Here is a 23,884-nt window from a genome sequence, read left to right on the forward strand (position 1 = left end):
GGACGCCTGCCGAACGCCTCACGGGACGGTCGTACGCCGATGAACCGCCGCGCCGGTAACGCCGGCCCCAGCCTGAGCACGCTCGCCTTCGTGGAGAGCCCGGTACAGCTGCTGAACGTACTGGAGTGGGCGCACACCCACGCCCTGGGCACAGTGCCCGGGGCCCAGGCGGCCGGCGCGGCGCCGGCCGCGCCCGGCCCGTCCGTGCCGCCGCAGCTGCGGCGCACGGCGTCCGGCGACGCACCGAGGACCGGCCCGGACCTCACGGTCGTCGTGCTGTCCCCGACCGACCCGATGACCCGCGGTCAGCTGCGGCGCATGGCCGACCTGGCCCGGGACGAGGGGTACGAGGTGCGCTGGGAGGAGGCGCGGGGCGGGACGACCGCGCCCTTCCACACCATCGGCTCACTCGCCGGTCCGCTGCGCCGGGCGGACCGGATCGTCATGGGGGACCCGTTCTCCCGCTACGTACAGCTGCTGCTGACCATCACCCGGGCCCGGGATCTGGTGGTGGTCGACGACGGCACGGCGACGATGGAGTTCGTCGCCCAGCTCGCGCGCGGTGAACGGCTGGTGCGCTGGCACCGCAAGGGCGGCCGGCCGGGCCCGCGCGACCTGCTGTTCGCCCCGGTCTCCTCCTCGGCCCGGCGCCGGCTGACGCCGAGCGCCGGCCGCCGGGTGGAGGTGTTCTCCTCCATGCCGGTCGAGGAGGCCCCCGACGGCGTCACCGTCACCGCCAACGACTTCGGCTGGACCCGCGCCCGCTTCGGCCCGCCGCGCATCACCAAGGGCGCCGACATGGTCGGTACGTCGCTGGTGGAGACCGGCGTCGTGGACGGCGACCGGTACGTGGCGGCCGTACACGCCCTGGCCAGGGCACACGGCGCCGACCGCTACTTCGCGCACCGCCGCGAGAGCACGGAGAAACTCCACCGCCTCGCGACCGAGACCGGCCTGGAGATCGTCCGCCCCGACCTCCCCCTGGAACTGATCGCCCGCCGCGGTCCGATCGGCCGGACCATCCTCAGCTTCCCGTCCACGGTCGTCCACACCCTCCCGCTGGCGCTGGCCGGGACGGGCGTCCGCATCGCGGTGTGCGACATCGACCCGGCCTGGCTGACGGAACACGCGTCACCGCGGGCCCAGGGCTTCCTGTCCGGGGTGACGGGGACGGCGAAGGACGTGCACCGGCTGGCGGCGGTGGCGCCGGCCTGACCGACGGGGCCGTCGGGCTCCGCGGCGACACCCCGCCGCTCAAGGTCGCCGCCGAAACCTCCCATTAACACAAGTTTACTTGTTAGAAATGCCACACGGTCCGGGCTCCCCGGACCGTGAACTTGTCGCATGCATAGGGCACCAGTCTCCTGAGGCAACTTTCCTTAGAGGAATGAGGCGCTTATGTGTGGAATCACCGGCTGGGTCTCTTACCAGCGTGACCTGACGGGGCACAGGCAAGACCTCGACACCATGACCGAGACCATGTCCTGCCGTGGCCCGGACGCCGAGGGCGTCTGGCTCTCACCCCACGCGGCCCTGGGGCACCGGCGGCTCGCGGTCATCGATCTGCCGGGCGGCACCCAGCCCATGACCGTCGAGACCCCCGACGGCCCGGTGAGCATGGTCTACTCCGGCGAGGCGTACAACTTCACCGAACTCCGCACGGAACTGCGCCGGTCCGGGCAGCGCTTCGACACCGACTCCGACACCGAGGTGGTGCTGCGCGGCTACCTGGTGTGGGGCGAAAAGCTCGTCGAGCACCTCAACGGCATGTACGCGTTCGCCATCTGGGACGCCCGCATCGAGCGGCTGGTCATGATCCGCGACCGGATGGGCATCAAGCCGTTCTACTACTACGAGACCGATGACGGCGTGATCTTCGGCTCGGAACCGAAGGCGATCCTCGCCAACCCCCTCGTCGACCCCGTCGTCGGACTCGACGGCCTGCGGGAGCTGTTCACCGGGGCCAAGACCCCCGGCGCCGCGGTGTGGGAGGGCATGCGGGAGGTACGTCCCGGCGAGATCATCCTGCTCGACCGCGGCGGACTGCGCCGCCGCACCTACTGGCGGCTGCGCTCCGAACCGCACACCGACACCCGGCAGGAGACCGTCGCGCACATCCGCGAGCTGCTGGACGACATCGTCCGGCGCCAGCTCGTCGCCGACGTGCCCCGCTGCACCCTGCTCTCCGGGGGCCTGGACTCCTCCGCGCTGACCTCGCTCTCGCAGATCCACCTCGCCCCGCAGGGCGAGACCGTCCGCAGCTTCGCGGTGGACTTCCCCGACCAGGACAAGCACTTCCAGGCCATCGACGTCGCGCCTACCCAGGACACCCCGTACGTCCATGCCCTCGCCGAATACGTCGGCTGCGACCACCAGGACATCGTCCTGGACGGAGCCGCGCTCTCCGCCCCCGAGGTCCGCCGGGCCGCCGTCGCCGCGCGCGATCTGCCGATCGGCATCGGCGACCGCGACAACTCCCTCTACCTGCTGTTCGCCGCGGTCCGCCGGCACTCCACGGTGGCCCTGTCCGGCGAGTCCGCGGACGAGGTGTTCGGCGGCTACCCCTGGTTCCACGACGAGCGCCGGTACACCGAGACCTTCCCTTGGCTCGCGGGCAATCAGTCGATCGTCGAGTCCAGCGGCATGGTCGGCGACGACCTCAAACCGGTGCTCGGCCTGCGGGAACACACCTTGGAGAGCTACCGCTCGGCGGTCGCGGAAACCCCCGTGCTCGACGGTGAGACGGGCCTGGACCAGCGGATGCGGGCGGTCAGCTACCTCCACCTGACCCGCATGGTGCAGACCCTCCTGGACCGCAAGGACCGGATGAGCATGGCCGTGGGCCTGGAGGTCCGCGTCCCGTTCTGCGACCACCGCCTCGTGCAGTACGTCTTCAACACCCCCTGGTCCCTGAAGACCTTCGACGGCCGCGAGAAGAGTCTGCTGCGCGCCGCCACCCGGGACGTCCTGCCGGAATCGATCGCCAACCGCAAGAAGAGCGGCTACCCGGGCACGTTCGACCCCGACTACGTCTCCGCCATCCAGTCCCAGGCGGCCGACCTGCTGCGCTCCGGCCACGCGGCGGTGCACCTGGTCAGCCACGACGGCCTGACCGCGGCCACCAGCGGACCCGCCGCGGACCTCACCCAGCAGCAGCGCATGCTGCTGGAACGCACCCTCGACCTCGGTGCCTGGTTCGACCTCCACCACCCCACGGTCAAGATCTGACCCGACGGGGGCGGGCACCTCGGCCCGCTCCCGCCATCCCGCCCGCCCTTCGCCCCGGCGGCCGGCTGCGGGCGATGAAGCGCCGTCGGACGACGTCCGCCCCCGTCAGGGCACGCCCGGCGGTTTCGGCATGTACGGGGGTGCAGCTGGCTTGAACCGTCGGCGGATCGGTTCCGTTAAGGACCGGAGAAAGCCCGCGGCGGCCGGTGTTTCCGGCTGTAGGCGACCGGAGGCCGCGTGGGGCAGCGATACGCAGATCAACGACGGCAAGGGGAGGCGACGAGTTGCCGCGAGACGAGCAGGCGCAGGGCGAGAATTCCACACGGCATCGTAGTAAGCGCTTGGGCCGGGAGAGAGAGAAAGAGTTCCTGCGAGCCTATTTGGAAGAGCCGGAGGGCACTCCGCTCAATAAATTTGCCGAAAATTGGATATCAAAGGACCGGCAGCGCAAGGTAAACGTCGACGCGGCCTATAAGTTGGCTAGCTCCGCAACGATTGAGGGTGGTCGCGGCGATTTGACGTTCAAGGAACGGGAAGAACTGAGCCGGCGTTTGGGGACCAACCGAGAGAGATTCCTGAAAGGGGGGTCGTCGAAGCGGAAGGGCGTTGGTGTGGCTGCGGCGGAAACGCCACCCGGACACTCGCCCGACCCACGAGATCAACCCGCCGCCCCTGGTTCGAGCACCATGGCGTCTGCCGCCGCGGCCCGCCCCGTTCCCGACCCTCTCGCCCCCTCCGGCTCGTACGACACGACACCTCCCTTTCCCCTCGACCGTGACTCGTACTCCCGCTCGCACGGCGCTCCCACCCCTCTTCCTTCTATTGATTCCTTCGGCCCTGATCCGTCTTCCGGCTCGTACGGCACAGGCACAGCACTTCCTTCTATTGATTCTTTTGGCCCTGACCCGTCTTCCGGCGCGTACGGTACGACGCCTCTCCCTCCTATCACCTCCTTCGACCACAACCCGAACGACGGCTCGTACCGCACCGGCACAACACCTCCTCCGGCGCCGTTCAAAGCCCAGGGCTACCCCGGGTATGGCGGCGGCGCGCACGGCCCGGCGAGAGGCGGACGCTGAGGCCCGTCAGCGGGCCCGTCCTTTCCCTTTAGCCTTCCAACTATGCGTCCAACTCTTCCCGGAAACGCCATCGGAGCGCGGACCAGATGGACGGGAAAGCAACCCGAAGTGCCCGCCCACCGCGCTCCCGCTTCTCGTCTCAGCGGCCCGGGAGTCTACGCTTCGGCGCCGACTGGAGGCGGTCTGACAGCAGCAGCCGTTGCCAGGCCGCAGGTAGAGCGTCGGCGGTGACCAGCAGCACAGTGCCGAGGAGCGCCGCACAACTCCCCGCCACACACACGATGCCGAGCCAGCCGACACGGTGGTCCTCGGCCCAGCCCGCCGCCAACAGGCCGCCCACGGCGAGCGCGAAGAGCATCAGGCCGATGGCGAGCCGCAAGAGCCAGAGTCGCATGTCCCCAGCATCCCACCGCCGCTATCCGGCCCCAGTGGCATTGGGCGTACGCGCCCTGAGCCCGCCCGCGTCAGGCGGTCAGCCCTTCGGTCGCCTGCAGCTTGACGGTGCGGGCGAGCGTCAGTCCCTGCGGTGCCGTGCACTCCACCACGGCGTTCGGGCCGAGCGGGACGATCTGCGGCGGCGTCCAGCCGGCCGGTACCGAACCCCCGGCGGAGCCGAAGGAGTCGAGGACGCGGGATGCGGGTGCCCACCGGGTGACGGTGTTCATGGCCACCGATACGGGACTCGCCGCCGCGGCGGCCGAATGCGGGCGGGTTGAACCGTCGGTAGATCGGTTCCGTAGTGGACGGGAGAAAGTTTGCGGCGGCCGGGGGTCCCGGCCGCAGACGATCGGGAGGTCACGCGATGCCTGGTGTCAGGATGGACGAAGAGCAGAAGCTACGCCTCATCCGCAAATTTTTGGGGACGTCACCGGCGATTTCACTCAGGCAGTTCGTTGAAAGAGTTAAAGCTGATGCCAGCGACGACCATGAGAGGAATCTGGCCCAGAAGAGTTTCAATCGTTGGGCCCAAGAAGCAAGTGAAGAAATCGGGGGGGAGATAAGGCTGCCAGGGTTGGAAGCTCAGGAGCGGAAGCTGCTTGTGGAGCTCAGGAAGGGAAATAATAGAAAGCAGCCTGCCGGAAGGGACCACGAGGTGAAGATTGCTCTCATCCGAGATTTTATGGCGACTGGCTTGTCAATTAGGCAGTTCATTGCAACAAAGAATCCTGTAGACTCCAATGGGAAACCTGTAGGTCACTCGATTTTCGGTCGTTGGGTCAAACAAGCAAGTGAAGAAGTCGGGGGGAAGGTAGGGCTGCCAGGGCTGGAAGCCCAGGAGCGGAAGCTGCTTGCGGAGCGCAGGGAGGAAAAGAACCTGCACACTCGATCCGGCCGCCTTGGTTCAAGCGCCATGGCGTCTGCCGCGGCGGCCGGCCCCGATCCCGCCCGTCTGACAGCCTCCGACTCGTACGGCACGACACCTCTCCCTCCCTTCGGCAGTGACTCGCACTCCCGCTCGCACGGCGCATTCACCTCTCTTCCTCCTATTAGTTCCTTTGGTCCCGATCTGACTCTCGGCCCCGTACTTCCACCTATTGGTTCCTTCGGCCCTGATCCGACTTCCGGTTCGTATCACGCGACACCTCTCCCTCAGGAAGCCGCTCGCACCTTTTTTCCTCCTGTCACGTCCTCCGACAACAACCCGGACTACGGCTCTTACCGCACCGTCACAACACCTCCTCCGGCGTCGTTCAATGCCCAGGGCTACCCCGGGTATGGCGGCGGACAGGGTCGGGCGCGGTGACCATCCAGTTGCCCGGCGGTTCTCGGTTCAGGGACCGCGCACGGGTGAGACCCGGGCAAGCTCCGCCGGCGGACCCTCCGACCTGCCGACTGCGGTTCCGGTCCTTGACGACTCGTACGGCGGAGCCCAGTTCCCCTGTTACCAAGTGCGGACACAACTCGGCGAACAACTGCCACCGGGGTGCCATCTCACGGGGTGTAGCGAACAGAAACCGCGGCCGGTCGCCCTGCGAGAGCAGGCGCAGGTGCCGCGGCCCGAGACCCCTGGGGTGACTTCCATGATGACTACTCGCCGTACTCGCCGCACCGTCCGTTCCGCCGCCCTGGTGGCCGTCGCCGCCGCCGCGGCCTTCTCGCTGACCGCCTGCCAGGGCGGGGGCAACGTCGCCGCCTCCGGCACTGAGAAGAACGTCTCCGCCTCCGTCTCCGTTTCCGGCTCCGGTTCCGGTTCCGCCAGTGACGGTGGTGCGTCCAGCGGTGCCAAGACCGGCACGGGCAAGGACACGACCGGCACGCAGGACACCGCCGCAACGGGCGCCGCGAGCGGCACGAAGTCCTCCCCGATCCGTACCGAGACCCTGGTGGACGGCAGCAAGGCCGAGGTCTACAAGACCGGCGAGGACTACCTTGCCAAGATCGTCAACAACGGTTCGGTCCTGGCCACGCTGCAGACGAAGGGCCACGACGACGGTGTCGACGCCAATGACATGTTCGTCGTGCTCACGATGGGCGGCGAGGTCAAGTCCTGGATGGGCGGCGGCGACCAGGGGCCGGGCACCTTCGTGCTTGAGGGCGGCTGGCAGGCCGAGGTCAGCAAGGTCGGCGACCTCAAGTACCGTGCGGAGATCCTCGGCAGGGAGGGCGACGTGGAAGCCACGCTGGAGACGAACGGGCACGACGTCGGCCTCGACGCCAACGGCTCCTACATCGTGCTCAGCGCCGGCGGTGTGATCAGCTCCCACATGTGATGCCCGCCCGGCAGCACGGTGGAGCCGCCCGCTCAGGAGCGATGCGGCTCCTTCAGTGCCTCGACGAAGGCGGCGAAGGCGGGGGTGGGGAAGGTGAGGGTGGCTCGGGTGGGGGTTTTGGAGTCGCGGACGGCTATGTGGGCGGGGCTGGTGGCGATCTCTACGCACGCATTGCCGTCGCCGCTGCCGCTGTAGGAAGACTTCCGCCAGTTGTCGAAAGTGATCACCGAACGCCTCACAGTTCTTTGGCCAGCTCGTGGAGGAGATCACGCGACCGTTCAGGATCGAGTGATGCCGCCTCCACTCTACGAAAGAGCGTTCGGAAGACCGCCAGCTGTGCCTCGGAGTCGATGAACAGCGATCCGTGCGGACCGTCGCGCACTACGGTGTCCAGCTTGGGTACGCCACCGCCGACGTAGACCATGGCAGCTGTGATGTCGGCGAAGCTGTCCAGGTCGAACGGGATAACGCGTACGGTGACATGCTCCGCCTCCGACACCTCCAGGATGTGGGAGAGCTGTGCCCTGGAGACGGCGCGTCCTCCCACTCTGATGCGCAATGCCGCCTCGTGCACCAGTACGTCGTATGGCACCCACCTTGGTCCCTCGATGATGATGCGCCGCTCAAGGCGGTGACGGACACGCAAACTCAGCTCGTCCTCGGTGAGTTCGGGTACCCGGCGGGAGAAGAGAGCATGAGCGTAATCCTCCGTCTGGAGAAGGCCCGGAACGTGCAAGAAGTCCACGTCCCAGCGATAGGTGGCGTGGTACTCCAGCTCTGCCAGGTCCAGGAAGGACGTGGGCAACGAACCTCGGTACTTCTCCCACCAACCGACTGTCCTGTCAGCGGCCATGGTGGCCAGAGCGTCGACGAAACCCCCGTCCGTGCACGCGTAATGCGAGGCGAGACGACGGAGTCGTTTCTCGCTGACACCTGCGAGTGCGGACTCGATGTGGGTGATCTGTGGGGGGCTCACGCCGAGCAGCCCCGCCGCCTGGCGGGCGCTCAAGCCCGCCGATTCGCGGAGTCTGCGAAGTTCTGTCGCGAGACGTGACTGACGGCCTGTTGATTGGCGCCTCAGAGCTCTCAACTGCTCCTTGTCCAACGCGCTCAAAGAGCGCTACTCGTTCGGTGTCAGTTTACGCGACCAGCTTGCTCGATCTCTAGATTTAGATCCACCGTCGGTGACGTACTCGATGCGCTGCGGAAGCGCACCGCCCCGTCCTGCCGCGACGGCTGCGGCAATGCCACCGCGCGCGAAATCCCCTTCACCGCATTGGAGTTGACGCCGCATGCCCGAAAACGCACACGAGATCTGGGACTACACCCTCTACGTTCCCAACGACCTCAGAGCGGTCACGGTCTGCCGTCGCACCCTCCGTCTGATCCTGACGATCCACGGTCTGATCGGGCTGGTGGACACGGCGGAGCTGCTGGCGGCGGAGCTGGTGTCCAATGCAGTACGGCATACGAAGGGGCCGGCCGCGCTCAGGGTCCGGCGTTCCCCGGAGGGCATGGTGTGGATCGGGGCGTGGGACACCGACCCCGAGCCGCCGGACTCGCCCCAGCCCTTGGGGTTGGCCCTCGATGTGGAGGAGGGGCGGGGGCTGGGGTTGGTGATGGCCTGCGCGGACTACTGGGGCTGGCGGCCCTCGGCCCGTTTCGGCGACCGGGGCAAATACGTGTGGTGCGAACTCGCCGCGGCCTGAACGGGCGAGGCGAAGTGCCGCCCGCCGGACGATGCGCGCACCCGTCACGGGTGCGCCCGTCGTTTCAGGGCGTGAGGGGCGTGAGCTCCTGGTTGTGGCTGTGCTCGCAGCGTAACCGCACGCAGTCCTGAATCCGAGACGAACTCCAGTCGCCGTGGCAGCCCTTTCGGGCATCGTCGGGCACGCACGGTTGGGGCGGGCCGGTGGTGCGGCTCAGCCCCTCCGTCGTGGTTGTCGTCGGTCGCCGCTGTTGCTCCCCAAAGGAGGGCGGCGGCCTTGGCGGCCACGGCGGTGGTCGTGGCCGCCAAGGCCCGGTGAGTAAAGTGAGGCGGCCTGAGACACACTCAGTTCCGGCGTGCTGTAAAGCCCCGTCCGAAGTGCGACTCTCTGCGTCAGCCCGCGGCTTTCGATGTGATGGATGAGATTATTCTCGTAGGTGTTGAGTAGACTGCTCGCAATCTCCTGAGATCGTCGCACGTCTTCTGTCAGCCCCTGTCGAAGCCCCTCCGTTTGTTGATATACAACCTGGGCTTGGTCAGGGGTATACCCCTGGGTGGCAATATTTCGCTCTACATTACTATCAAAAATTTGCAGTTCATTCATCCAGTATTGAAGGAGCTCGTGAGCTCTTTGGATTTCGCTCCACGGGTTCGCCTGGTCGAAAAGCAGTCGCTCGTCTGAGGGCAGGGCGTCTCGGACGGCCTCGGAACCAAGCTGCTCAACCAGTTCACGGGCAGTCTGCGGAGGCGGCGGAGCAGTGTAGATCTCGAAGTCCTGCCCGTCCTGATACCGATAACTCACTGAAGTCCCTCCAACGTTCGGAAACCCCTGTTTTAACGTGCCGCCCACCCGAGTGGTTCCATCTGAGCTTGCGGCAACACCGTCTTGGAGCGGATGCGATCAGCCATCGGGGCACCTGACGCTGCCTCACCGGACCGACGGGCCCCCGCGAACGCGGAACGACGGCTCGCCGAGCAGCGGACGAACCACGGCAGCGAATAGCCGGGCCCGTCCGTCGGGTTCCAGGCTTTCCCGGCTCGGCGGCGTTCTCACCTGAGGCAAGCCGGTGGTGCGGCTCAGCGCCTCTGTCGTGGTTGTCGTCGGTCGCCCCTGTTGTTCCCCAGAGGAGCACGGCCGCCTTGGGGGTCACGGCGGTCATCGTTTCCGCCAAGGTCCGGTGGGTAAAGTGAGGCGGCCTGAGACACACTGAGTTCCGGCGTGCTGTAAAGCCCCGTTTGATGTGCGACTCTCTGCGTCAGCCCGAGGCTTTCAATGTGATTGATGAGATTATTCGCGTAGTTGTTGAATATTGTGCTCGCAATTTCTGTCAGCCCTTGTCGTCGCTCCGCCGCTTGCTGATATAAAACCTGGGCTTCTGCACGGGTGTACCCCTGGTCGGCAATATTTTGCTCAAGAATTTCCAGTTCAGTCATCCAGTGTGCATAGAGCTCTTGAGCGCTTTGGATTTGGCTCCATGGGTTCGCCCGGTCGAAAGACCGTCGCGCGGCTGCGGGCAGGGCGTCTCGGACGGCCTCGGCACCCAGCTGCTCAACCAGTTCACGAGCAGTCGGCGGAGGCAGCGGCTGAGTGTAGATCTCGAAGTCCGCCCCGTCCTGATTCGGATAACTCATTGAAGTCCCTTCAGCGTTCGGAAACCACTGTTCCAACGTGCCGCCCACCTGAACGGTTCAATCTGAGCTTGCGGCACCGACTTGGGCGGATGCGATCACGCCATCAGGGCTCACCGGCCGCCGCCGTCATCAGGCCCGTGAACGCTGGTTCGGCCCGAGCGCGACCAAGCCGTGAACCGTCCCTCGGTTCGGCGAAGGGCCGGATCTCGTTGCCGCGGTCGCTGTCAGCAGGGCCGGTACGGGGCCTACGGGCGGTGCGCGATGTGAGTCGAAGCGCCGGGTCCTGGCCCGGGGTGTCCGAGCAGCCGTCGCGCACGCCGGAACTTGCCCGTCCACCTCTGTGAAGATCTTATAAAGATGCAGTCAAGTTGCCACGCGTACAGAACTTTTTGACGCGGAACGCACTCCGAAGAAGTGGAAGAAGTGATGGTGCCGAATCAAACCCGTCGGCATCCGCCACCGATGAGCCGCACGTTCCACCTACGTTCCGAGAAACCTGACCGGCGGGATCTGCCGGCCGGGGACCGGCCGTTGCGGGTGGAGTGCCCGGTGCGGGACATCGCGGTCAGCCGGTGGCGGGCGTTGGCCGAATCACGGCACGCCTGCGGCCGGGGCGGGCGAACGCGCCCTACCAAGGGCTGTGTTTCACGACGTCAGGAACCGGAATTGAACCATGAGCGAGGCGAAACGTAGTGGTGGTATGGACAACAATGTGAACTACACAGGGTCCGCTGATACGGATGAGGCACTCCGTAATAATCTAGACCTCTGGGCTGTTGGGGCTGCGGGACGCGCTGCGCAAGCGTCCAGGCTTAATAGGGGGCGGACTGAGGCTGACAGGCGAGCAGCGGTGTATTCCGACCGGGCGGCGGAACCGTACCAGCGGCAACCAACGCAGCAAGCAGCGGATTGGTACTCGCAGCAATACCAGGTATCACAGGAACGACCGGTGTCACAGGTATCGGATGGGCCGTTCGACCCGCGGATGGTATCACCAATGACGCCTACCGCCCCCTCCTGGGGATTTGAGACCGCGACGTATGGGCAGTCGTCAGTGGACACCACGAATCAGGTGCATTATGCCCATACCTCCGAAATTCCACATGCAGCCAGCTACTTGAATCAGAATCGGCATAATGTGCAGGGTTCTTCGGGGAGTTACGGAGGTCGCGGAGGCGAGGAGAGGCCAGCATATAAGGCGCCGAAGAAGACCAAGGCGCAGAGTAAGAAAAAGTAGGTCGTCGGAGCTGCGAAAACGCAGGCGGAGCCATGGGCTGATACGCAAGGCGTGCCCGTCGCACCGCTCCCACGTCCTTCTGCCCCAGCTTTCCGGGCTGACCGCCGCCGCCCATGAGCCGAGGGCGAACCCGCCCCTGTCCCGCCGGACTTCCAGGGCACCGGAGCCGCCGAAGTGCGCGGGGACGAGCAGTTCCCGTTCTTCGACGGCCCGGTCGAGGATCCGGCGCGGCCGGCCGCCGCCGGATCCGGGTTCAGGCGTCCGTACGCGCTCTCCCACGCCTTCCAAAGGGAGTTCGGCACCACGCGGGCGGTATCGGGCGCGGGCCGCGGAGTGGTCGTTCCGCTTCGGCCGGGGGCCCGGTGACTCCTCCGGGTCCCCGGCCGTCCGCTCAGGGTGCCAGGGCCGCCCCGTCGGCGCCGGGCGCGGACTCGGTTCCGTCCGCGTACTGAGCGGTCACCCAGTAGAAGTGGGAGGTGCCCTTGGCGGCGTCGATGTCCTTGTAGGAGGTCTCCGCCGTGGCCGCCAGCTTCTCGTACGCCTTGGTGTCCGGGTTCCAGCGGTAGACGTGGTAGCCGGTGGCGTCGGCCACCGTGGACCAGGACAGTGCGACAGCTCCCCCTGCGGATTCCGCCGTCAACCGGACCGGTGAACCCTCCGGCGTCGCCACGGTCGGTGTCATGTCCAGCTCGGTCGCGGTCGCGACCTCCATCTCACGGGTCCACTCGTAGGAAGAGTTCGAGGCGTCGTCGACGGCGTCGACCATGAAACAGGCCTCCTCGCCGTCCGGGAGGGCGGTGTACGTGTACGAGGTGGTGCCGGCCGGCACATGGAAGCCGGCCCCGCTCGCGTAACACACGTACTGTCCCTCGTCGTACTCCATCAGCTCACCCCGATGGACCACGTACCACTCCAGGTCGGGGGTCGGGTTGGCGTCCCAGCTCACCTCGAAGCCGTACTCGGTCGGGGTGGCGGTCACCCCGGTGACGGCGGACGGCGGGGTGAGGTCCTGGCGCGTTCCGCTGACGGCGGCGGACCGTGCGGACTCGTTGCCCGCGGCGTCCAGGGCGGTCACCCGGTAGGAGAAGGGGGTGTCCTCGGCGGCCGAGGCGTCCAGGTACGAGACCTGGCCGGTGCTGCCGACACGGGTGTAGGTCCCGTCGGCACCGGTCGCCCGGTACACCCGGTACGACACCGCTCCCGGGACCGCGCTCCAGCCGACCCGCAGACCGTCCTGCCCCGAGTCGGTGCTCAGGCCGGTCGGCACGGACGGCGCCGTGCGGTCGACGGTGGTGACCAACTGATCGGCGGTGCCCGTCGACTCGTTGCCCGCCTTGTCGTAGGCGCGGATCTCGTAGAAGTACGCGGCGCCGGTCACCGGCAGGGTCGCGTCTGTGTACGACGTGCCGGTGGTGGACGCCATCCTCGTCCACGTGCTGCTGTCCTTCGGGCGCCGGTAGACCCGGTAACCCGCGAGGTCCATCTCCTTGTTCACGGACCAGGTGAGCTTGGCCTTCCCCGTCGCCTTGTCGTACGACGCGGAGGTTCCGGCCGGGGCGAGCGGCCTGACCTTGTCGACACTCGCCGTGGTCCGGGGTGCATAGGTGAACTTGGCGTTCGCGTTCCCGGTCCAGTTGACGTAGTCGACACGGAGGGTGTGCTTGCCCGAGGGGACGGTCAGGTTGACGGTCTTGGAGACCGTCGACGAGACGTTCTTCCAGAGGTCGATCCTGCGGGTGCCGTCGAGGTAGACGCGGATGCCGTCCTGGGCCGACGCGGTGAAGGCGAAGGGCCCGCCGGAACCGAAGTCGCGCGTCAGGGTCCAGCGGACGCCGAAGCTGTTGGACGGCAGACCCGAAGCGGGGGCGCCCGCGCCCCAGCTCTCGCTGATCGCGGAGTCGCAGTCGGTCTTCTTCGGCGCCCCCGAGAAGGCGGTGTTGGCGAAGAACTGCCGCTGGTAGACGGGGGAGGTGCAGCTGACGGCTGCGGAGGCGGGCGTCGCGAGCGCGGTGAGCAGGCCGCCGGTGGTGGCGAGTACGACGGCGGTGGCGGCCGCGGAGGCCGTGCGTCGTCTGGCTGGATTCATTCGGTCCTCTGATCGGATCAGGACGCGGAAAGAGCGTTCGCGATCACGACACGCGAGGGCAGGAAAAGGTTGTGCCGAATCTTTACGGTTCGACGACTGGGACTTTGCGTCGGCTACGCGACGTCGAGTCCGGCCGTGCCGGCCGCGGGGTTCCTCGGGGGTGAGGGGCTCGCCGGCGGAATGCCGGCGACAGCACTGGTGCACGGCGACGACCTGACGGCTGGCCGGAAGCCGGGAGCCGCGGCGGCATGGTTCCCTGACGCGGCAGGGCCCGGGTGATTCCTCCGGGCCTCCGTCCCGTCCGCTGTGTTCGGTGAGGCTTCTGCGCGGCGTCACAACACCAGGAGGCTGAAATTGAACCATGGTCGGGAGCGCGACGTAGTGATGGTATGGACGAAGACGACCGGATTGATCTTGGACCAGACCCTCGTGGAAGGGTTGGTTGGGTAAACGCCGCAACTTATCAACTTAATACATTGAATGACCCATATTTTGCGCAGGGAGCGGGTCAGGAGGCAGCCCAGGGGTACACGGCTCCCGCGCAGCCAGGATCGGGAACGTTCGTGTCTTACGCCGCGGCTCCTGCTTACTCGCAGGTGGCGGAAGAGACGCAGGCATCAGCGGTGTACAGCCCGGTGGGTGACGCGTTTGGGTCGGCGGCGTCGCGGATGCCGGAATCGGAAGCGGATTACAGCCCGGTGGGTGACGCGTTTGCGCAGGCGGCGGTAGGTATACCCCAAACCGACTATGAACCGGAACCGGAAGAGTACAGCCCGGTGGACGGTGCCTCTTTCGCGGCGGCGGTACCGTGGATGGGAGAACCACCAGTTTACTACGCCCCGGATCGCGCCCTTGTGGCGCACCGTGACGACCGGACCGTCGTCCGCCCAAACATAGCCAACAGGTCGCGCGAGCGGGCAATGAGAGACAGGCTCGTGCCCGCGATCAATACGGGCTCCAAGGAGGGCGCGGAGAGGCCCCAGCGGACTCAGCAGTCGAAGCCCCAGCCCAAGCCGCGGTCTCTGATGTCGGATGTGGCCGGCTACTTGCGCAAGCAGCGGAATCCTGTGCAGGGGGGTTCTTCGCGGCCCCAGGGCGTAGTACCGCCGCAACAGCCGCATAAGAAGCACGAAGAAAAGAAGAATAAGATGAGGACCAAGTAGGTTCTTGAGCTTCGAAAGCGCAGGTCAAGGCGGGGGCTGATAGGCAAGAGGTGCCCGTCGCGCCGCTCCCGTCATCCGCAAGGGTTCTCCCGGCTGACCGCCGCCCATGAGCCGAGGCGGACCTGCCGCTGTCCCACCGGATTTCCACGGCACCCGGGCCGCTGAAGTGCGCGGCCCGGGTGCCGTGGCCGGGAACGCCCCAGGTACACACGCCGCGTTGCCGGGAATACGGCCGATCGACTGCGGAGCGCTCCCGGCAGTCCGGGCGCCGTCCGGGCGAGCCGTCCGTTCGGTCCTCCGGCCCGGCCGCCGGCCGTGTTCGCGACCGACCGTACGACCGGCCGTACGAATTGCCGTACGACCTGCCGTACGACCGGCGGAAACCGGACCTCTCGTGCTCGTTACTGCGCCCTGAGGGACCAAAGACGCGACGGGTCGGTGTCGCAGTTGTAGATGACGGTGGGGGTGTTGTTCAGGACACCCCCGCCTGCCGGGCTGAGGCACTTGCCGCTGTTGTTGTTCACCAAGTGGTAATTGAGATTGCCCTTGTCGACGAAGTACCAGAGTCTCGACGGGTCGTTGTCGCAGTTGTAGATGACGGTCTCGGTGTTGTTGGTGCCGGCACCCCCGGCGGGGCTGAGGCACTTGCCGCTGTTGAGATTCAGGATCTGGTAGATGTTGTTCCCCTTGTTCACCAGATACCAGGCCCGCGACGGGTCGGTGTCGCAGTTGTAGATGACGGTGAAGGCGTTGTTGTCCACACGGCCGCCGGCGGGGCTGAGACATTTGCCGCTGTTGGAATTCACGAGGTAGAGCCCGGCCGCCGCAGCCCTGGCCTCCGCCGACGGCGCCGCGGACGCCGCTTTGGGCGTCACCGACGCGGGACCGGACGCCGAGGCGGTCGGCGCGGACAGGAGTGAACCACCGATCGCCGCCGCGGTTGCCGCGATCAGCCCAGCAGCCTTGAAGTACATGGTCGTCGTCGCCTGCTCTCTTGTGTGAGTGCGGAGGGTCGAAGAGGGTCGAGTGTGGGCGGACGGACGTCTCTGCCGCGCCCGGTCGGACGAGGCGGTGCTCAGCCGCAACTGCGGAACGCGTCCGTCGTCCCGGCCGTGGTGACCAGGCCGGACTTCCGGTCGAGGACCACCACGGTGGCTGGTTGTGTGACACCGCTGCGGCAGCTGATGAAGCCGACGTACTGGTAGCCCGGGATCCGGCCGGTGGCATCGGCGGTCAACTGGCCCAACGAGAACGGGCCGGTCGTGCTGATGCCGACGGCGTAGAAGGACACCGTGCCGCTCGGGGACAGGCCGCTGCCGGTGGCCTTCAGGTAGGCGCCGGTCGAGTAGCCGTATTCGGTGTACACCGACACCCCGCCGAGCGGTGTGGCGCCCGGGTCCACCAGCCTCCAGGGCGCGTTGCCGTTGTCGGCGCGGGCCTGGTCGCGACTGGCCGGCGGCACGCACACGTGGTCCGCGGGGCTCGTCTCCCGCCAGACGTAGCCCGCCTTGCAGGTGTCGGGCCCGTAGGGGCCGCCGTCCGGCTCGCGTCGCGAGTCGGCGAGTGAGTTCTCCGTGACGGTCTGGGAGCGGATCTGCGGGGTGACGCAGACCAGGTCGGACGGGACGGCCTCGCGCCAGACGTAGCCGTTCACGCAGGTGTACGGCCCGTACGGCAGATCGGCCGCGCTCGCCTGTGTGCCCGTCGCCAGCAGACCCGTCACCAGTGCGGCCCCCGCGGCCAGCGCGGCCGTGGCCCGGCGGGCGGAGCGGGCCTGCCGAGTGGATCGGGTCTGCCGAGTGGATCCGGTCTTCTGGGCTGAGGCGTTTCGTGTGTCGCGCATGTGACCCCTCTGGATAGGTCGGATGCAATGCAACGTCGAATTCACGCGCCGGTTTACTGAATTCCCCTGCTGATTTGTTCGGTTGGCCCGAGGAATCGTTCCCTGTGTCACCTTCCGGCAAGGCGAAAACGTACCTGTGAGGCGGCGTCCAGTCGTGAGTAATGTGTTACTCAATGTGCGGACCCTGGCTTGCCCGGCGGTTCGGGCCGACCTGTGCGGAGAGGCTGCTGATGAAGGATCGGGAGAACGCACCGCACCATAGACCCGGCTCCGGCTCCGGCTCCGGCCCCGATTCCGTCCCCGGTCCCGTCCCCGACCGGTCCTGGCCGCTCACCGGCCGGGACGGTTCGCTGGCGGAGCTGAGGTCGCTGCTGGCGGATCCGGCCAGGGCCGGCGTTCTGATCACGGGTCCGATGGGGGTCGGCAAGACGCGGCTGGCCCGTGAACTGCTGGCCGGGTTGTCGGCCGCGGGGCCGGTCCTGGTGGTCGCGGCCACCGAGAGCACCGCGGGAATTCCGTTCGGCGCCTTCGCCCACCTGCTGCCGGTGGCGCTGCCGCCCACCGGCGGGCGGCCCAACCTGCTGCGGATCCTCGCCGACGCGCTCCTCGCCGAGGCGGGCGACGGCCGGACGCTGTTCGTGGACGACGCGCACCTGCTGGACGACGGTTCGGCAGCCCTGCTGCTCCAGCTCGCCGTGCGCGGCGGCACCCGGATCGTCCTCACCGCGCGCTCCGGCGCCCCGATGCCGGACGCCGTGGCGGCGCTGCTGCGCGGCGACTACGCCACGCGTGTCGAGGTGGGGCCACTGGACCAGGACGAGGTCGGCCGCCTGCTGGAGGGGGTGTTGGGCGGACAGGTGGAGACCGCGAGCGCGTACCGGCTCGGGCAGGTCAGCGGCGGCAACGTGCTGTGGCTGCGGCAGCTCGTGGAGGCGGGACTCACCGCGGGGACACTGGCGCTGGTCGCGCGGGTGTGGCGCTGTCGGGGGCCGTTGGGACTGCCGGCGCACCTGACCGACCTGGTACGCCACCGGATGGGACGGCTCGGGCCGGACGAGCAGCGCGCCGCCGAATTACTGGCGTTCGGCGAGCCGCTGGAGACCGCCGTCCTCGACCAGCTCACCGGCCCCGCGGTCCTGGAAGCACTCGACCGGCACGGTCTCGTCCTCGGCGAACAGGACGGCTGCCACACCCTGCTCCGGCTGGCCCACCCCCTCTACGGCGAGGTGCTGCGCGCGGGAACGCCGCCCCACCGCAGGCAGCGGCGCTGCCTCGAACTGGCCACGGCGGCCGAGCGGACCGGCCTGCACCGACGAGGGGACATCGCCCGGGTGGGCGCCTGGCGGCTGGCCGCCGGAGACCACAGCGACCCGCGTTTTCTGCTCGCCGCGGCCGAACACGCCGTCCGCACCCTGGACTTCGCGCTGGCCGCCCGGCTCGCCGAGGCCGCCTGCGCCGCCGGGGGCGGGAGCCCCGCCCGGCGCGCGCTGGCCGCGGCGCTCGGCCATACCGGGGACGGCGTACAGGCCGAGGAGGTGCACAGCGACCTGCCGCAGACCGACGTGTCCGAACGCGACCAGGTGCGCTCGGTGCAGTTGCGGGCGGCCAACATGTACCTGTCGCTGGACCGGCCCACCGATGCGCTCGACCTGCTGCACCGTACCGAGAACCGCCTGCATGATCCGGCGGCCCGGTCCGAACTCGCCGCACTCCAGGCTGTGTTGCGGGCCAGTCAGGCCGACTGGCCGGCCTGCGAACGGGATCTGGCGCGGGCCCGGCAGCACACGTCCCCGGGTTCTGCCACCCTGGTCAGGACCCGCTATGCCGAATGCGTGGCGCACTTCGCCCAGGGCCGGACCGGCGCGGCGGTCGAACTGGCCGAGTCGGGCCTCGCGGCACTGACGGCCGGGGACGCCGAGGAGGACCTGCCCATGCTGGGGGCGGGTCTGGTGGGCTGGCTCGCCACCGCCCAGGCGTTCGCGGGGCGGCTGGATGCGGCCGTGGCGACCGCCGACGCGCAGTACCGGCTGGCACGGGAATCCGGCTGGGTGGGCAGTCAGGGCGCGTGGCAGTTCTTCCTGGGGCGGATCGCCGCCCGCCGGGGGCGGCTCCGGTCGGCGCGGCGGCACATGCGGGAGGCCGTCTCGACGCTGCGCGAGGACACCACCTGGGGGCAGCAGGCACTGGTCTTCGGGGAACTGGCCACCATCGAGGCGCTGCTCGGCGACGTGGCCGAGGCACGGTCCCTGCTCGACCGGGCGCACCTGGCGCGCGTGGAGTCCTATCGCGTCCTCGACGTGCCGGCGTTCCAGCTGGCCCGGCCGTGGATCCTGGTCGCCCAGGGCCGTGGGCACGACGCCGTGCGGCAGGCGATGCGCGTCGCGGCGGACGCCCGTGAGCGACGGGCCCTGCTGTGGGAGGCGGAGCTGCTGCACATCCCGGTGCGGCTCGGCCGGTCCTCGACCGTTGCCCGCCGGCTCGCCGAACTCGTCGCCGTCTGCGACGCGCCGCACATCGCCGTCTACGCCGACCACGCCGCGGCACTGGCGGCCCGCGACCCGGACGCCCTGGAACGGGTCTGCGGCGCGTTCGAGGCGGGCGGCCTGCTCCTGCACGCGGCGGAGGCCGCCGCGCAGGCCGCGCGTCTGTGGCCGGGAACGGGTGGTTCGCTGTCCGCCCAACGGGCCGCCGACCGCTGCCACCGCCTCGTCGGCCGGTGCGAGGGCGTCATGACGCCTGCCGTGCTGGCCTGCCGGTCTCCCGAGCTGACCGACCGGGAACGCGACGTGGCCCGGCTCGCCGCGGCGGGTCTGAGCAGCCGGGACGTCGCGGACCGACTGGGCATCACCGTACGGACCGTCGACAACCACCTCTACCGGGTCTACCGCAAGACCGGTGTGACCAGCCGCGGGGGCCTGCGCGGGCTGCTGACGCCCGGCGGGGCCGGAGAGACCGGGGAAAACTGATCCCCCCGGTCCGCGGTACCTCGAACCCGCGCTCGGTCATCCCGGCAGGCGTTTTCCGGTCGGGAAGCAGTGACTTGCGCAGCCGTCGTGGAACGGCATCCGCACGCAAGGGTGCCCGGTTCGCCCCTCTCGTTCTCCGGTCGGCCGGAGCCGCGTCGGCACGTACGCGGACGCAGGTGGCATGAACCTCCGGCGGATCGCTCGCGTTGTAGGCGTGGGAACGCTCGCGACGGCCGGGGATCTCGGCCACGGACGACCGGAGGACAACGATGCCGAGGCGCGAAGGCCAACAGAGAATCGATTTGTTGAGGGAATTCAGGGCTTCCGATAAGAGTTTGTCGGCCTTCGCGCAGAGTAAAAAGATGGATCCGAGGAGTTTCCATCAATTGGCTTCGAAGCAGCTCGCTTCGGGTGAAGGGTTGACGAATGACGAACGCACGTGGCTGGACACGAAACTGAAATCCAGCAGAAAGTACAAAGCCCGCGTGGCCCCCGCGGACGTCGCGGATTTCTTCGAGAGATTTTTGCGCACTCCCCTCGGAACGTCCCTGGCTTCGTTCGCCAAAGAGGATGGCCAAGATCCGAATACTGTCGACAAATGGCTCCGTCGTGGTCACACTGGAGTGACGTCAGAATTGAAGGAGGGGCTGGCCGAGCGTTTGGGTGAGCAGAGGGGTGCATCCCGCAAGCAGCGGGGTGCGGCGAGTGCCCCCTCTCCGGCCGTTCCGCCGTCACAGACGGGACAGCCGCACGGTCAGTCGTCCTTCTCGCATCCGACCGCCTACCCGCTCGCTCCGCAGGGGCAACCCGGCGTCCCCGGTTCCGGCGTCATGGCGTCTGCCGCCGCGGCCCGCCCCACCCTCGCCGAGCCCTCCTCCTTCGGCAAGGACTTTAGATCAATGCCTGTGCCGCACCGTGCCTCGGGCTACTTCCCCGGGCACGGCGGCATTCAGGGGCAGGCGAGCGGGAGACGGTGAAGGGCCCACCGGCGGAATGCCGACGGCAACACCCCACCACCGGCCTCACCCGAAGGCGTTCGGGTCTGCCTTCAGGGCTCGGACGAAGGTGATGAAGGCGGGGGTGGGGAGGGTGAGGGTGGCTCGGGTGGGGGTTTTGGAGTCGCGGACCGAGGTGTGGGAAAGAGTCTGGGCTATCTCCACGCAGGCGTTGCCGTCGCCGCCGCCTGAGTAGGACGACTTGTGCCAGTGGTCGCGGTTAGTCATGTTTACCTCACAGTTCCTTCGCGAGCCTGTGGATCAAATCACGTGACCGATCGGGGTCGAGTGACACTGTCTCCACTCTACGGAAATGCGTTCGGAAGACTTCCAGTTGTGCTTCAGAGTCGATGAAGACCGTGCCGTGAGGGCCGTCTCGTATGACGGTGTCCAGTTTTGGGACGGCGCCACCCGCGTACACCATGGCCGATCCCAGGTCGGCGAAGTGCTCCAGGTTGAAGGGGATCACGCGCACTGTGATGTGGTCTGCCTCGGAGAGTTCCAAGATGCGCGCAAGCTGAGCCCGTGAGGCGGCGCGGCTGCCCACCATCATGCGGAGTGCCGCTTCGTGGACCACGGCTTGGTACAGGACAGCCGGTTCCCTCTCCAGGATGACGCGCCTCTGCATGCGATGCAGTACGCGCAGTTTCAGCTCGTCTGCGGGGAGTTCGGGAACGCGGGACGAGAAGAGGGCTCGCGCGCAGTCCTCGGTCTGAAGGAGCCCGGGGACGTGCAGGAACTCCACGTCCCAGCGGTAGTAGGCGTAGTACTCCAGCTCCGACAGGTCCAGGAACGATGTGGGCAGCCGGCCCCGGTACTCCTCCCACCAGCCGCGTGTGCGGTCGGCGGTCATTGCCGCGAGGGCATCGATCAGTTCCGGGTTCGTGCAGGCGTAGTGAGCCGCAATTCTGCGCACCCGCGCCTCGCTTACGCCTGCAAGGCCGACCTCGATCTGGCTCACCTGGGCAGAGTCCGTTCCCAGCAGCGCGGCAGCATCACGGCCTTTGAGCCCTGCCGCTTCACGTAGTTTCCGCAGCTCAGCACCCAGTCGTGCCTGGCGTGCGGTGGCCTGCTGCCTGCGTGGCATGCCTTCCTCCTCCGCGCCCAACTGCTTGGGGGCAGCAACTCGTTCGAGCGTCAGGTTATGGCAATGACTTGCTGGGACCAAATTTGGCCCCTACTGTCAGTGGCGTACTGAACACGCAGCGGAAGTGCACCGCCTCGTCCTGCGTGGACGTCAGCGGCAATGCCACCGCGCGCCGAAATCTCCCTCACCGCAACGGAGTTGATCCCACGTGCCTGAAAACGGTCATGAAACCTGGGACTACACGCTCTACATCCCCAACGACCTCAGAGCGGTCACGGTCTGCCGCCGTACCCTGCGTCTCATCCTGACGATCCACGGTCTGATCGGCCTCGTGGACACCGCGGAGCTGCTGGCGGCGGAGCTTGTGTCCAATGCCGTGCGGCATACGAAGGGGCCCGCCGCGCTCAGGGTGCGCCGCAACCCGGAGGGCATGGTGTGGATCGGGGCGTGGGACACCGACCCCGAACCGCCCGACCCGCCGCAACCTCTCCAACAGGCACTCCACTTGGAGGAGGGCCGGGGTCTGGGACTGGTGACGGCCTGCGCCGACTACTGGGGCTGGCGGCCCTCGGCCCGGTTCGGCGACCACGGCAAGTACGTGTGGTGCGAACTCGCCGGGGTCTGAACAGGCGGGCGGTGCCCGAAAGGCGCGGGGGAACGAGGGCCGCTCGTTTTGAGCCCCCTGTCGCGGCAGGCGAAAGACGGCCCCCTGGCGGGCGTGCCGTCGCGCACCTCGGCTCGTTGATCACATCGTACGAAAGGAGAGCAGATGGTCGGCTCATCGCATGAGGCGCTGCACCGGATCTTCCAGAAGGACCCGGCGTTGCTGACGAGGGCATTACAGCAGGTGCTGAACGTGCCCTTCCCGGAACCCCGGGAGATCGCCGCGCTGAACGTGGATCTCACCGAGATCGAACCCGTCGAACGACGCGTGGACACCTTGCTGCGGGCGGAGACCGACGAGGGGACCTATCTCCTCGTCGTCGAATCGCAGGGCAAGGTGGACGACCGGAAACGGGGCAGCTGGCCCTACTACCTCTCGTACTTGTTCGAGAAGTACCGCTGCGAGCCCGTGCTCATCGTCATCACCCAGAACACCGCCACCGCCCAGTGGGCCTCACAGCCCATCAGGCTCGGTTTCCCCGGCTGGGAATCGCTGATCGTCCGGCCGCTGGTGCTGGGTCCGGACAACGTGCCATTGATCGCCGACGAGCGGCAGGCCGAGCAGGACGTACCTCTTGCGGTGCTGTCGGCGATGACACATGGGCGGGGCCCGCAGGCCGCCGCCATACTGGAATCCCTGGCTGCCGCCCTGCGGACCGTCGACACCGACAGCGCCGCGGTCTTCGTGCAGTTCGTCGACTCGTGCCTGGTCGATCCCCAGGCGAAGCAGATGTGGAGGGACCTGATGACGGCGATCCAGTACTTCTGGCGACACCCGCTGGCCGAGGAAGTCCGCGAGGAGGGCCGCGAGGAGGGCCGCGAGGAGGGCCGGACCGAAGCCAAGGCCGAGATGGTCCTGAGCATTCTCGAATGGCGGAGTATCCCCGTACCGGAGGCCGTTCGTGATCGGGTGAGTGCCTGCACCGATCTCGACCAGCTCGAAGTCTGGGCCCAGCGTGCCATGCACACCGCCGACGCGGAGGCTCTCTTCACCGACGGGTGAGTGAGCGGGACCGGAAGTACAGACGGGGTCGGGGCACACCTGGGGCCGACCGGCTGGGGCCGGGAGGCGTCACGTGGGGGTGTGCCCCGCCGAGCAGTCGCATACGGCTGTGGACAGCGCCGCGCCCGCGGTGTTCGTGCGGTTCGTCGGCTCGTGCCTGGCCGACCCCCAGGCGAAGCAGATGTGGAGGGACCTGATGACGGCGATCCAGTATTTCTGGCGACACCCGCTGGCCGAGGAAGTCCGCGAGGAGGGTCGCGAAGAGGGCCGGACCGAAGCCAAGGCCGAGATGGTCCTCCGCATCCTCGAATGGCGGAGCATTCCCGTACCGGAGCCCGTCCGTGACCGCGTGAGTGCCTGCACCGATCTCGACCGGCTTGACGTCTGGGCCCGGCGTGCCCTGCACGCCACCGACGCGGACGCACTCTTCACCGACGAGTGAGCGAGCGGGACCGGCAGGGCAAACGGGGTCGGAGGCGCACC

The 23,884-nt window shown here is 67.8% G+C and carries 20 protein-coding genes and 1 pseudogene; 10 read left to right on the plus strand and 11 right to left on the minus strand.

Features of this window, described 5'->3' with window-relative positions; translation table 11 throughout:
• Positions 1 to 39 precede the first annotated feature (39 nt).
• Together ACFYPJ_RS08855 and asnB are read left to right on the plus strand one after the other, a co-directional pair.
• Positions 40 to 1,215, plus strand: coding sequence for a hypothetical protein (locus tag ACFYPJ_RS08855; RefSeq protein ID WP_389012621.1), 1,176 nt, complete (start codon positions 40 to 42; stop codon positions 1,213 to 1,215).
• Between the two features lie 183 nt (positions 1,216 to 1,398).
• Positions 1,399 to 3,228: an asparagine synthase (glutamine-hydrolyzing) gene (asnB, locus tag ACFYPJ_RS08860; RefSeq protein WP_389012624.1), complete on the plus strand. Its 1,830-nt coding sequence runs from the start codon at positions 1,399 to 1,401 to the stop codon at positions 3,226 to 3,228.
• Between the two features lie 1,218 nt (positions 3,229 to 4,446).
• On the opposite strand, the gene ACFYPJ_RS08865 is transcribed toward asnB, so the two are convergent.
• Both ACFYPJ_RS08865 and ACFYPJ_RS08870 read right to left on the minus strand, forming a co-directional pair.
• The gene (locus ACFYPJ_RS08865) at positions 4,447 to 4,701 is read right to left on the minus strand and encodes a hypothetical protein (RefSeq protein WP_389012627.1); all 255 of its coding nucleotides are present in this window, start codon (positions 4,699 to 4,701) and stop codon (positions 4,447 to 4,449) included.
• A gap of 70 nt (positions 4,702 to 4,771) precedes the next feature.
• Entirely contained in the window at positions 4,772 to 4,972 is a 201-nt protein-coding gene (locus ACFYPJ_RS08870) for a hypothetical protein (RefSeq protein ID WP_389012630.1), read from the minus strand.
• 152 nt (positions 4,973 to 5,124) lie between these two features.
• Between ACFYPJ_RS08870 and ACFYPJ_RS08875 the strand changes: the two genes are divergently transcribed.
• Entirely contained in the window at positions 5,125 to 6,051 is a 927-nt protein-coding gene (locus ACFYPJ_RS08875; protein ID WP_389012633.1) for a hypothetical protein, read from the plus strand.
• A 280-nt stretch (positions 6,052 to 6,331) separates the two neighbouring features.
• A complete protein-coding gene (locus ACFYPJ_RS08880; protein WP_389012974.1) occupies positions 6,332 to 7,018 on the plus strand; it encodes a hypothetical protein in 687 nt (228 codons plus the stop codon).
• Positions 7,019 to 7,050: 32 nt separating this feature from the next.
• Here ACFYPJ_RS08880 and ACFYPJ_RS08885 read toward each other — a convergent pair whose 3' ends face one another.
• Together ACFYPJ_RS08885 and ACFYPJ_RS08890 are read right to left on the minus strand one after the other, a co-directional pair.
• On the minus strand, positions 7,051 to 7,245 hold the full coding sequence (locus ACFYPJ_RS08885; protein ID WP_389012636.1) for a DUF397 domain-containing protein: 195 nt from the start codon (positions 7,243 to 7,245) through the stop codon (positions 7,051 to 7,053).
• A gap of 8 nt (positions 7,246 to 7,253) precedes the next feature.
• Complete coding sequence (locus ACFYPJ_RS08890; protein ID WP_389012977.1) at positions 7,254 to 8,108, minus strand: helix-turn-helix transcriptional regulator; 855 nt, start codon at positions 8,106 to 8,108, stop codon at positions 7,254 to 7,256.
• 202 nt (positions 8,109 to 8,310) lie between these two features.
• On the opposite strand from ACFYPJ_RS08890, the gene ACFYPJ_RS08895 reads away from it, so the two are divergent.
• Positions 8,311 to 8,727: an ATP-binding protein gene (locus ACFYPJ_RS08895; protein WP_389012639.1), complete on the plus strand. Its 417-nt coding sequence runs from the start codon at positions 8,311 to 8,313 to the stop codon at positions 8,725 to 8,727.
• A gap of 1,076 nt (positions 8,728 to 9,803) precedes the next feature.
• On the opposite strand, the gene ACFYPJ_RS08900 is transcribed toward ACFYPJ_RS08895, so the two are convergent.
• The 5 genes and pseudogenes from ACFYPJ_RS08900 to ACFYPJ_RS08920 all read right to left on the minus strand — a co-directional run bounded on the left by ACFYPJ_RS08900 (position 9,804) and on the right by ACFYPJ_RS08920 (position 16,687).
• Positions 9,804 to 10,406, minus strand: coding sequence for a hypothetical protein (locus ACFYPJ_RS08900; protein WP_389012642.1), 603 nt, complete (start codon positions 10,404 to 10,406; stop codon positions 9,804 to 9,806).
• Positions 10,407 to 11,700: 1,294 nt separating this feature from the next.
• A pseudogene (locus tag ACFYPJ_RS08905) lies at positions 11,701 to 11,823 on the minus strand (MBL fold metallo-hydrolase); the annotation flags it as partial.
• A 163-nt stretch (positions 11,824 to 11,986) separates the two neighbouring features.
• Complete coding sequence (locus tag ACFYPJ_RS08910; protein ID WP_389012645.1) at positions 11,987 to 13,681, minus strand: fibronectin type III domain-containing protein; 1,695 nt, start codon at positions 13,679 to 13,681, stop codon at positions 11,987 to 11,989.
• Between the two features lie 1,564 nt (positions 13,682 to 15,245).
• Positions 15,246 to 15,818: an RICIN domain-containing protein gene (locus ACFYPJ_RS08915; RefSeq protein ID WP_389012648.1), complete on the minus strand. Its 573-nt coding sequence runs from the start codon at positions 15,816 to 15,818 to the stop codon at positions 15,246 to 15,248.
• A gap of 101 nt (positions 15,819 to 15,919) precedes the next feature.
• Positions 15,920 to 16,687 carry a hypothetical protein gene (locus tag ACFYPJ_RS08920; protein WP_389012651.1) on the minus strand — a complete coding sequence of 256 codons (768 nt, stop codon included), beginning with the start codon at positions 16,685 to 16,687 and terminating at the stop codon, positions 15,920 to 15,922.
• Between the two features lie 230 nt (positions 16,688 to 16,917).
• Between ACFYPJ_RS08920 and ACFYPJ_RS08925 the strand changes: the two genes are divergently transcribed.
• Together ACFYPJ_RS08925 and ACFYPJ_RS08930 are read left to right on the plus strand one after the other, a co-directional pair.
• The gene (locus ACFYPJ_RS08925; protein WP_389012654.1) at positions 16,918 to 19,653 is read left to right on the plus strand and encodes a LuxR C-terminal-related transcriptional regulator; all 2,736 of its coding nucleotides are present in this window, start codon (positions 16,918 to 16,920) and stop codon (positions 19,651 to 19,653) included.
• Positions 19,654 to 20,039: 386 nt separating this feature from the next.
• Positions 20,040 to 20,630, plus strand: a complete 591-nt coding sequence (locus ACFYPJ_RS08930; RefSeq protein ID WP_389012656.1) for a hypothetical protein — start codon at positions 20,040 to 20,042, stop codon at positions 20,628 to 20,630.
• A gap of 45 nt (positions 20,631 to 20,675) precedes the next feature.
• Here the strand turns inward: ACFYPJ_RS08930 and ACFYPJ_RS08935 are convergent, their stop codons facing one another.
• Together ACFYPJ_RS08935 and ACFYPJ_RS08940 are read right to left on the minus strand one after the other, a co-directional pair.
• A complete protein-coding gene (locus ACFYPJ_RS08935; RefSeq protein WP_389012659.1) occupies positions 20,676 to 20,876 on the minus strand; it encodes a DUF397 domain-containing protein in 201 nt (66 codons plus the stop codon).
• A gap of 7 nt (positions 20,877 to 20,883) precedes the next feature.
• A complete protein-coding gene (locus ACFYPJ_RS08940) occupies positions 20,884 to 21,735 on the minus strand; it encodes a helix-turn-helix domain-containing protein (protein WP_389012662.1) in 852 nt (283 codons plus the stop codon).
• A 208-nt stretch (positions 21,736 to 21,943) separates the two neighbouring features.
• On the opposite strand from ACFYPJ_RS08940, the gene ACFYPJ_RS08945 reads away from it, so the two are divergent.
• The 3 genes from ACFYPJ_RS08945 (at position 21,944) to ACFYPJ_RS08955 (ending at position 23,843) form a co-directional block, all read left to right on the plus strand.
• The gene (locus ACFYPJ_RS08945) at positions 21,944 to 22,360 is read left to right on the plus strand and encodes an ATP-binding protein (protein ID WP_389012664.1); all 417 of its coding nucleotides are present in this window, start codon (positions 21,944 to 21,946) and stop codon (positions 22,358 to 22,360) included.
• 144 nt (positions 22,361 to 22,504) lie between these two features.
• Positions 22,505 to 23,401, plus strand: coding sequence for a hypothetical protein (locus tag ACFYPJ_RS08950; RefSeq protein WP_389012667.1), 897 nt, complete (start codon positions 22,505 to 22,507; stop codon positions 23,399 to 23,401).
• 109 nt (positions 23,402 to 23,510) lie between these two features.
• Positions 23,511 to 23,843, plus strand: a complete 333-nt coding sequence (locus ACFYPJ_RS08955; protein WP_389012670.1) for a hypothetical protein — start codon at positions 23,511 to 23,513, stop codon at positions 23,841 to 23,843.
• Positions 23,844 to 23,884: the final 41 nt, after the last annotated feature.

It is taken from the genome of Streptomyces sp. NPDC006012, assembly GCF_042871185.1.
Classification (GTDB): Bacteria; Actinomycetota; Actinomycetes; order Streptomycetales; family Streptomycetaceae; genus Streptomyces.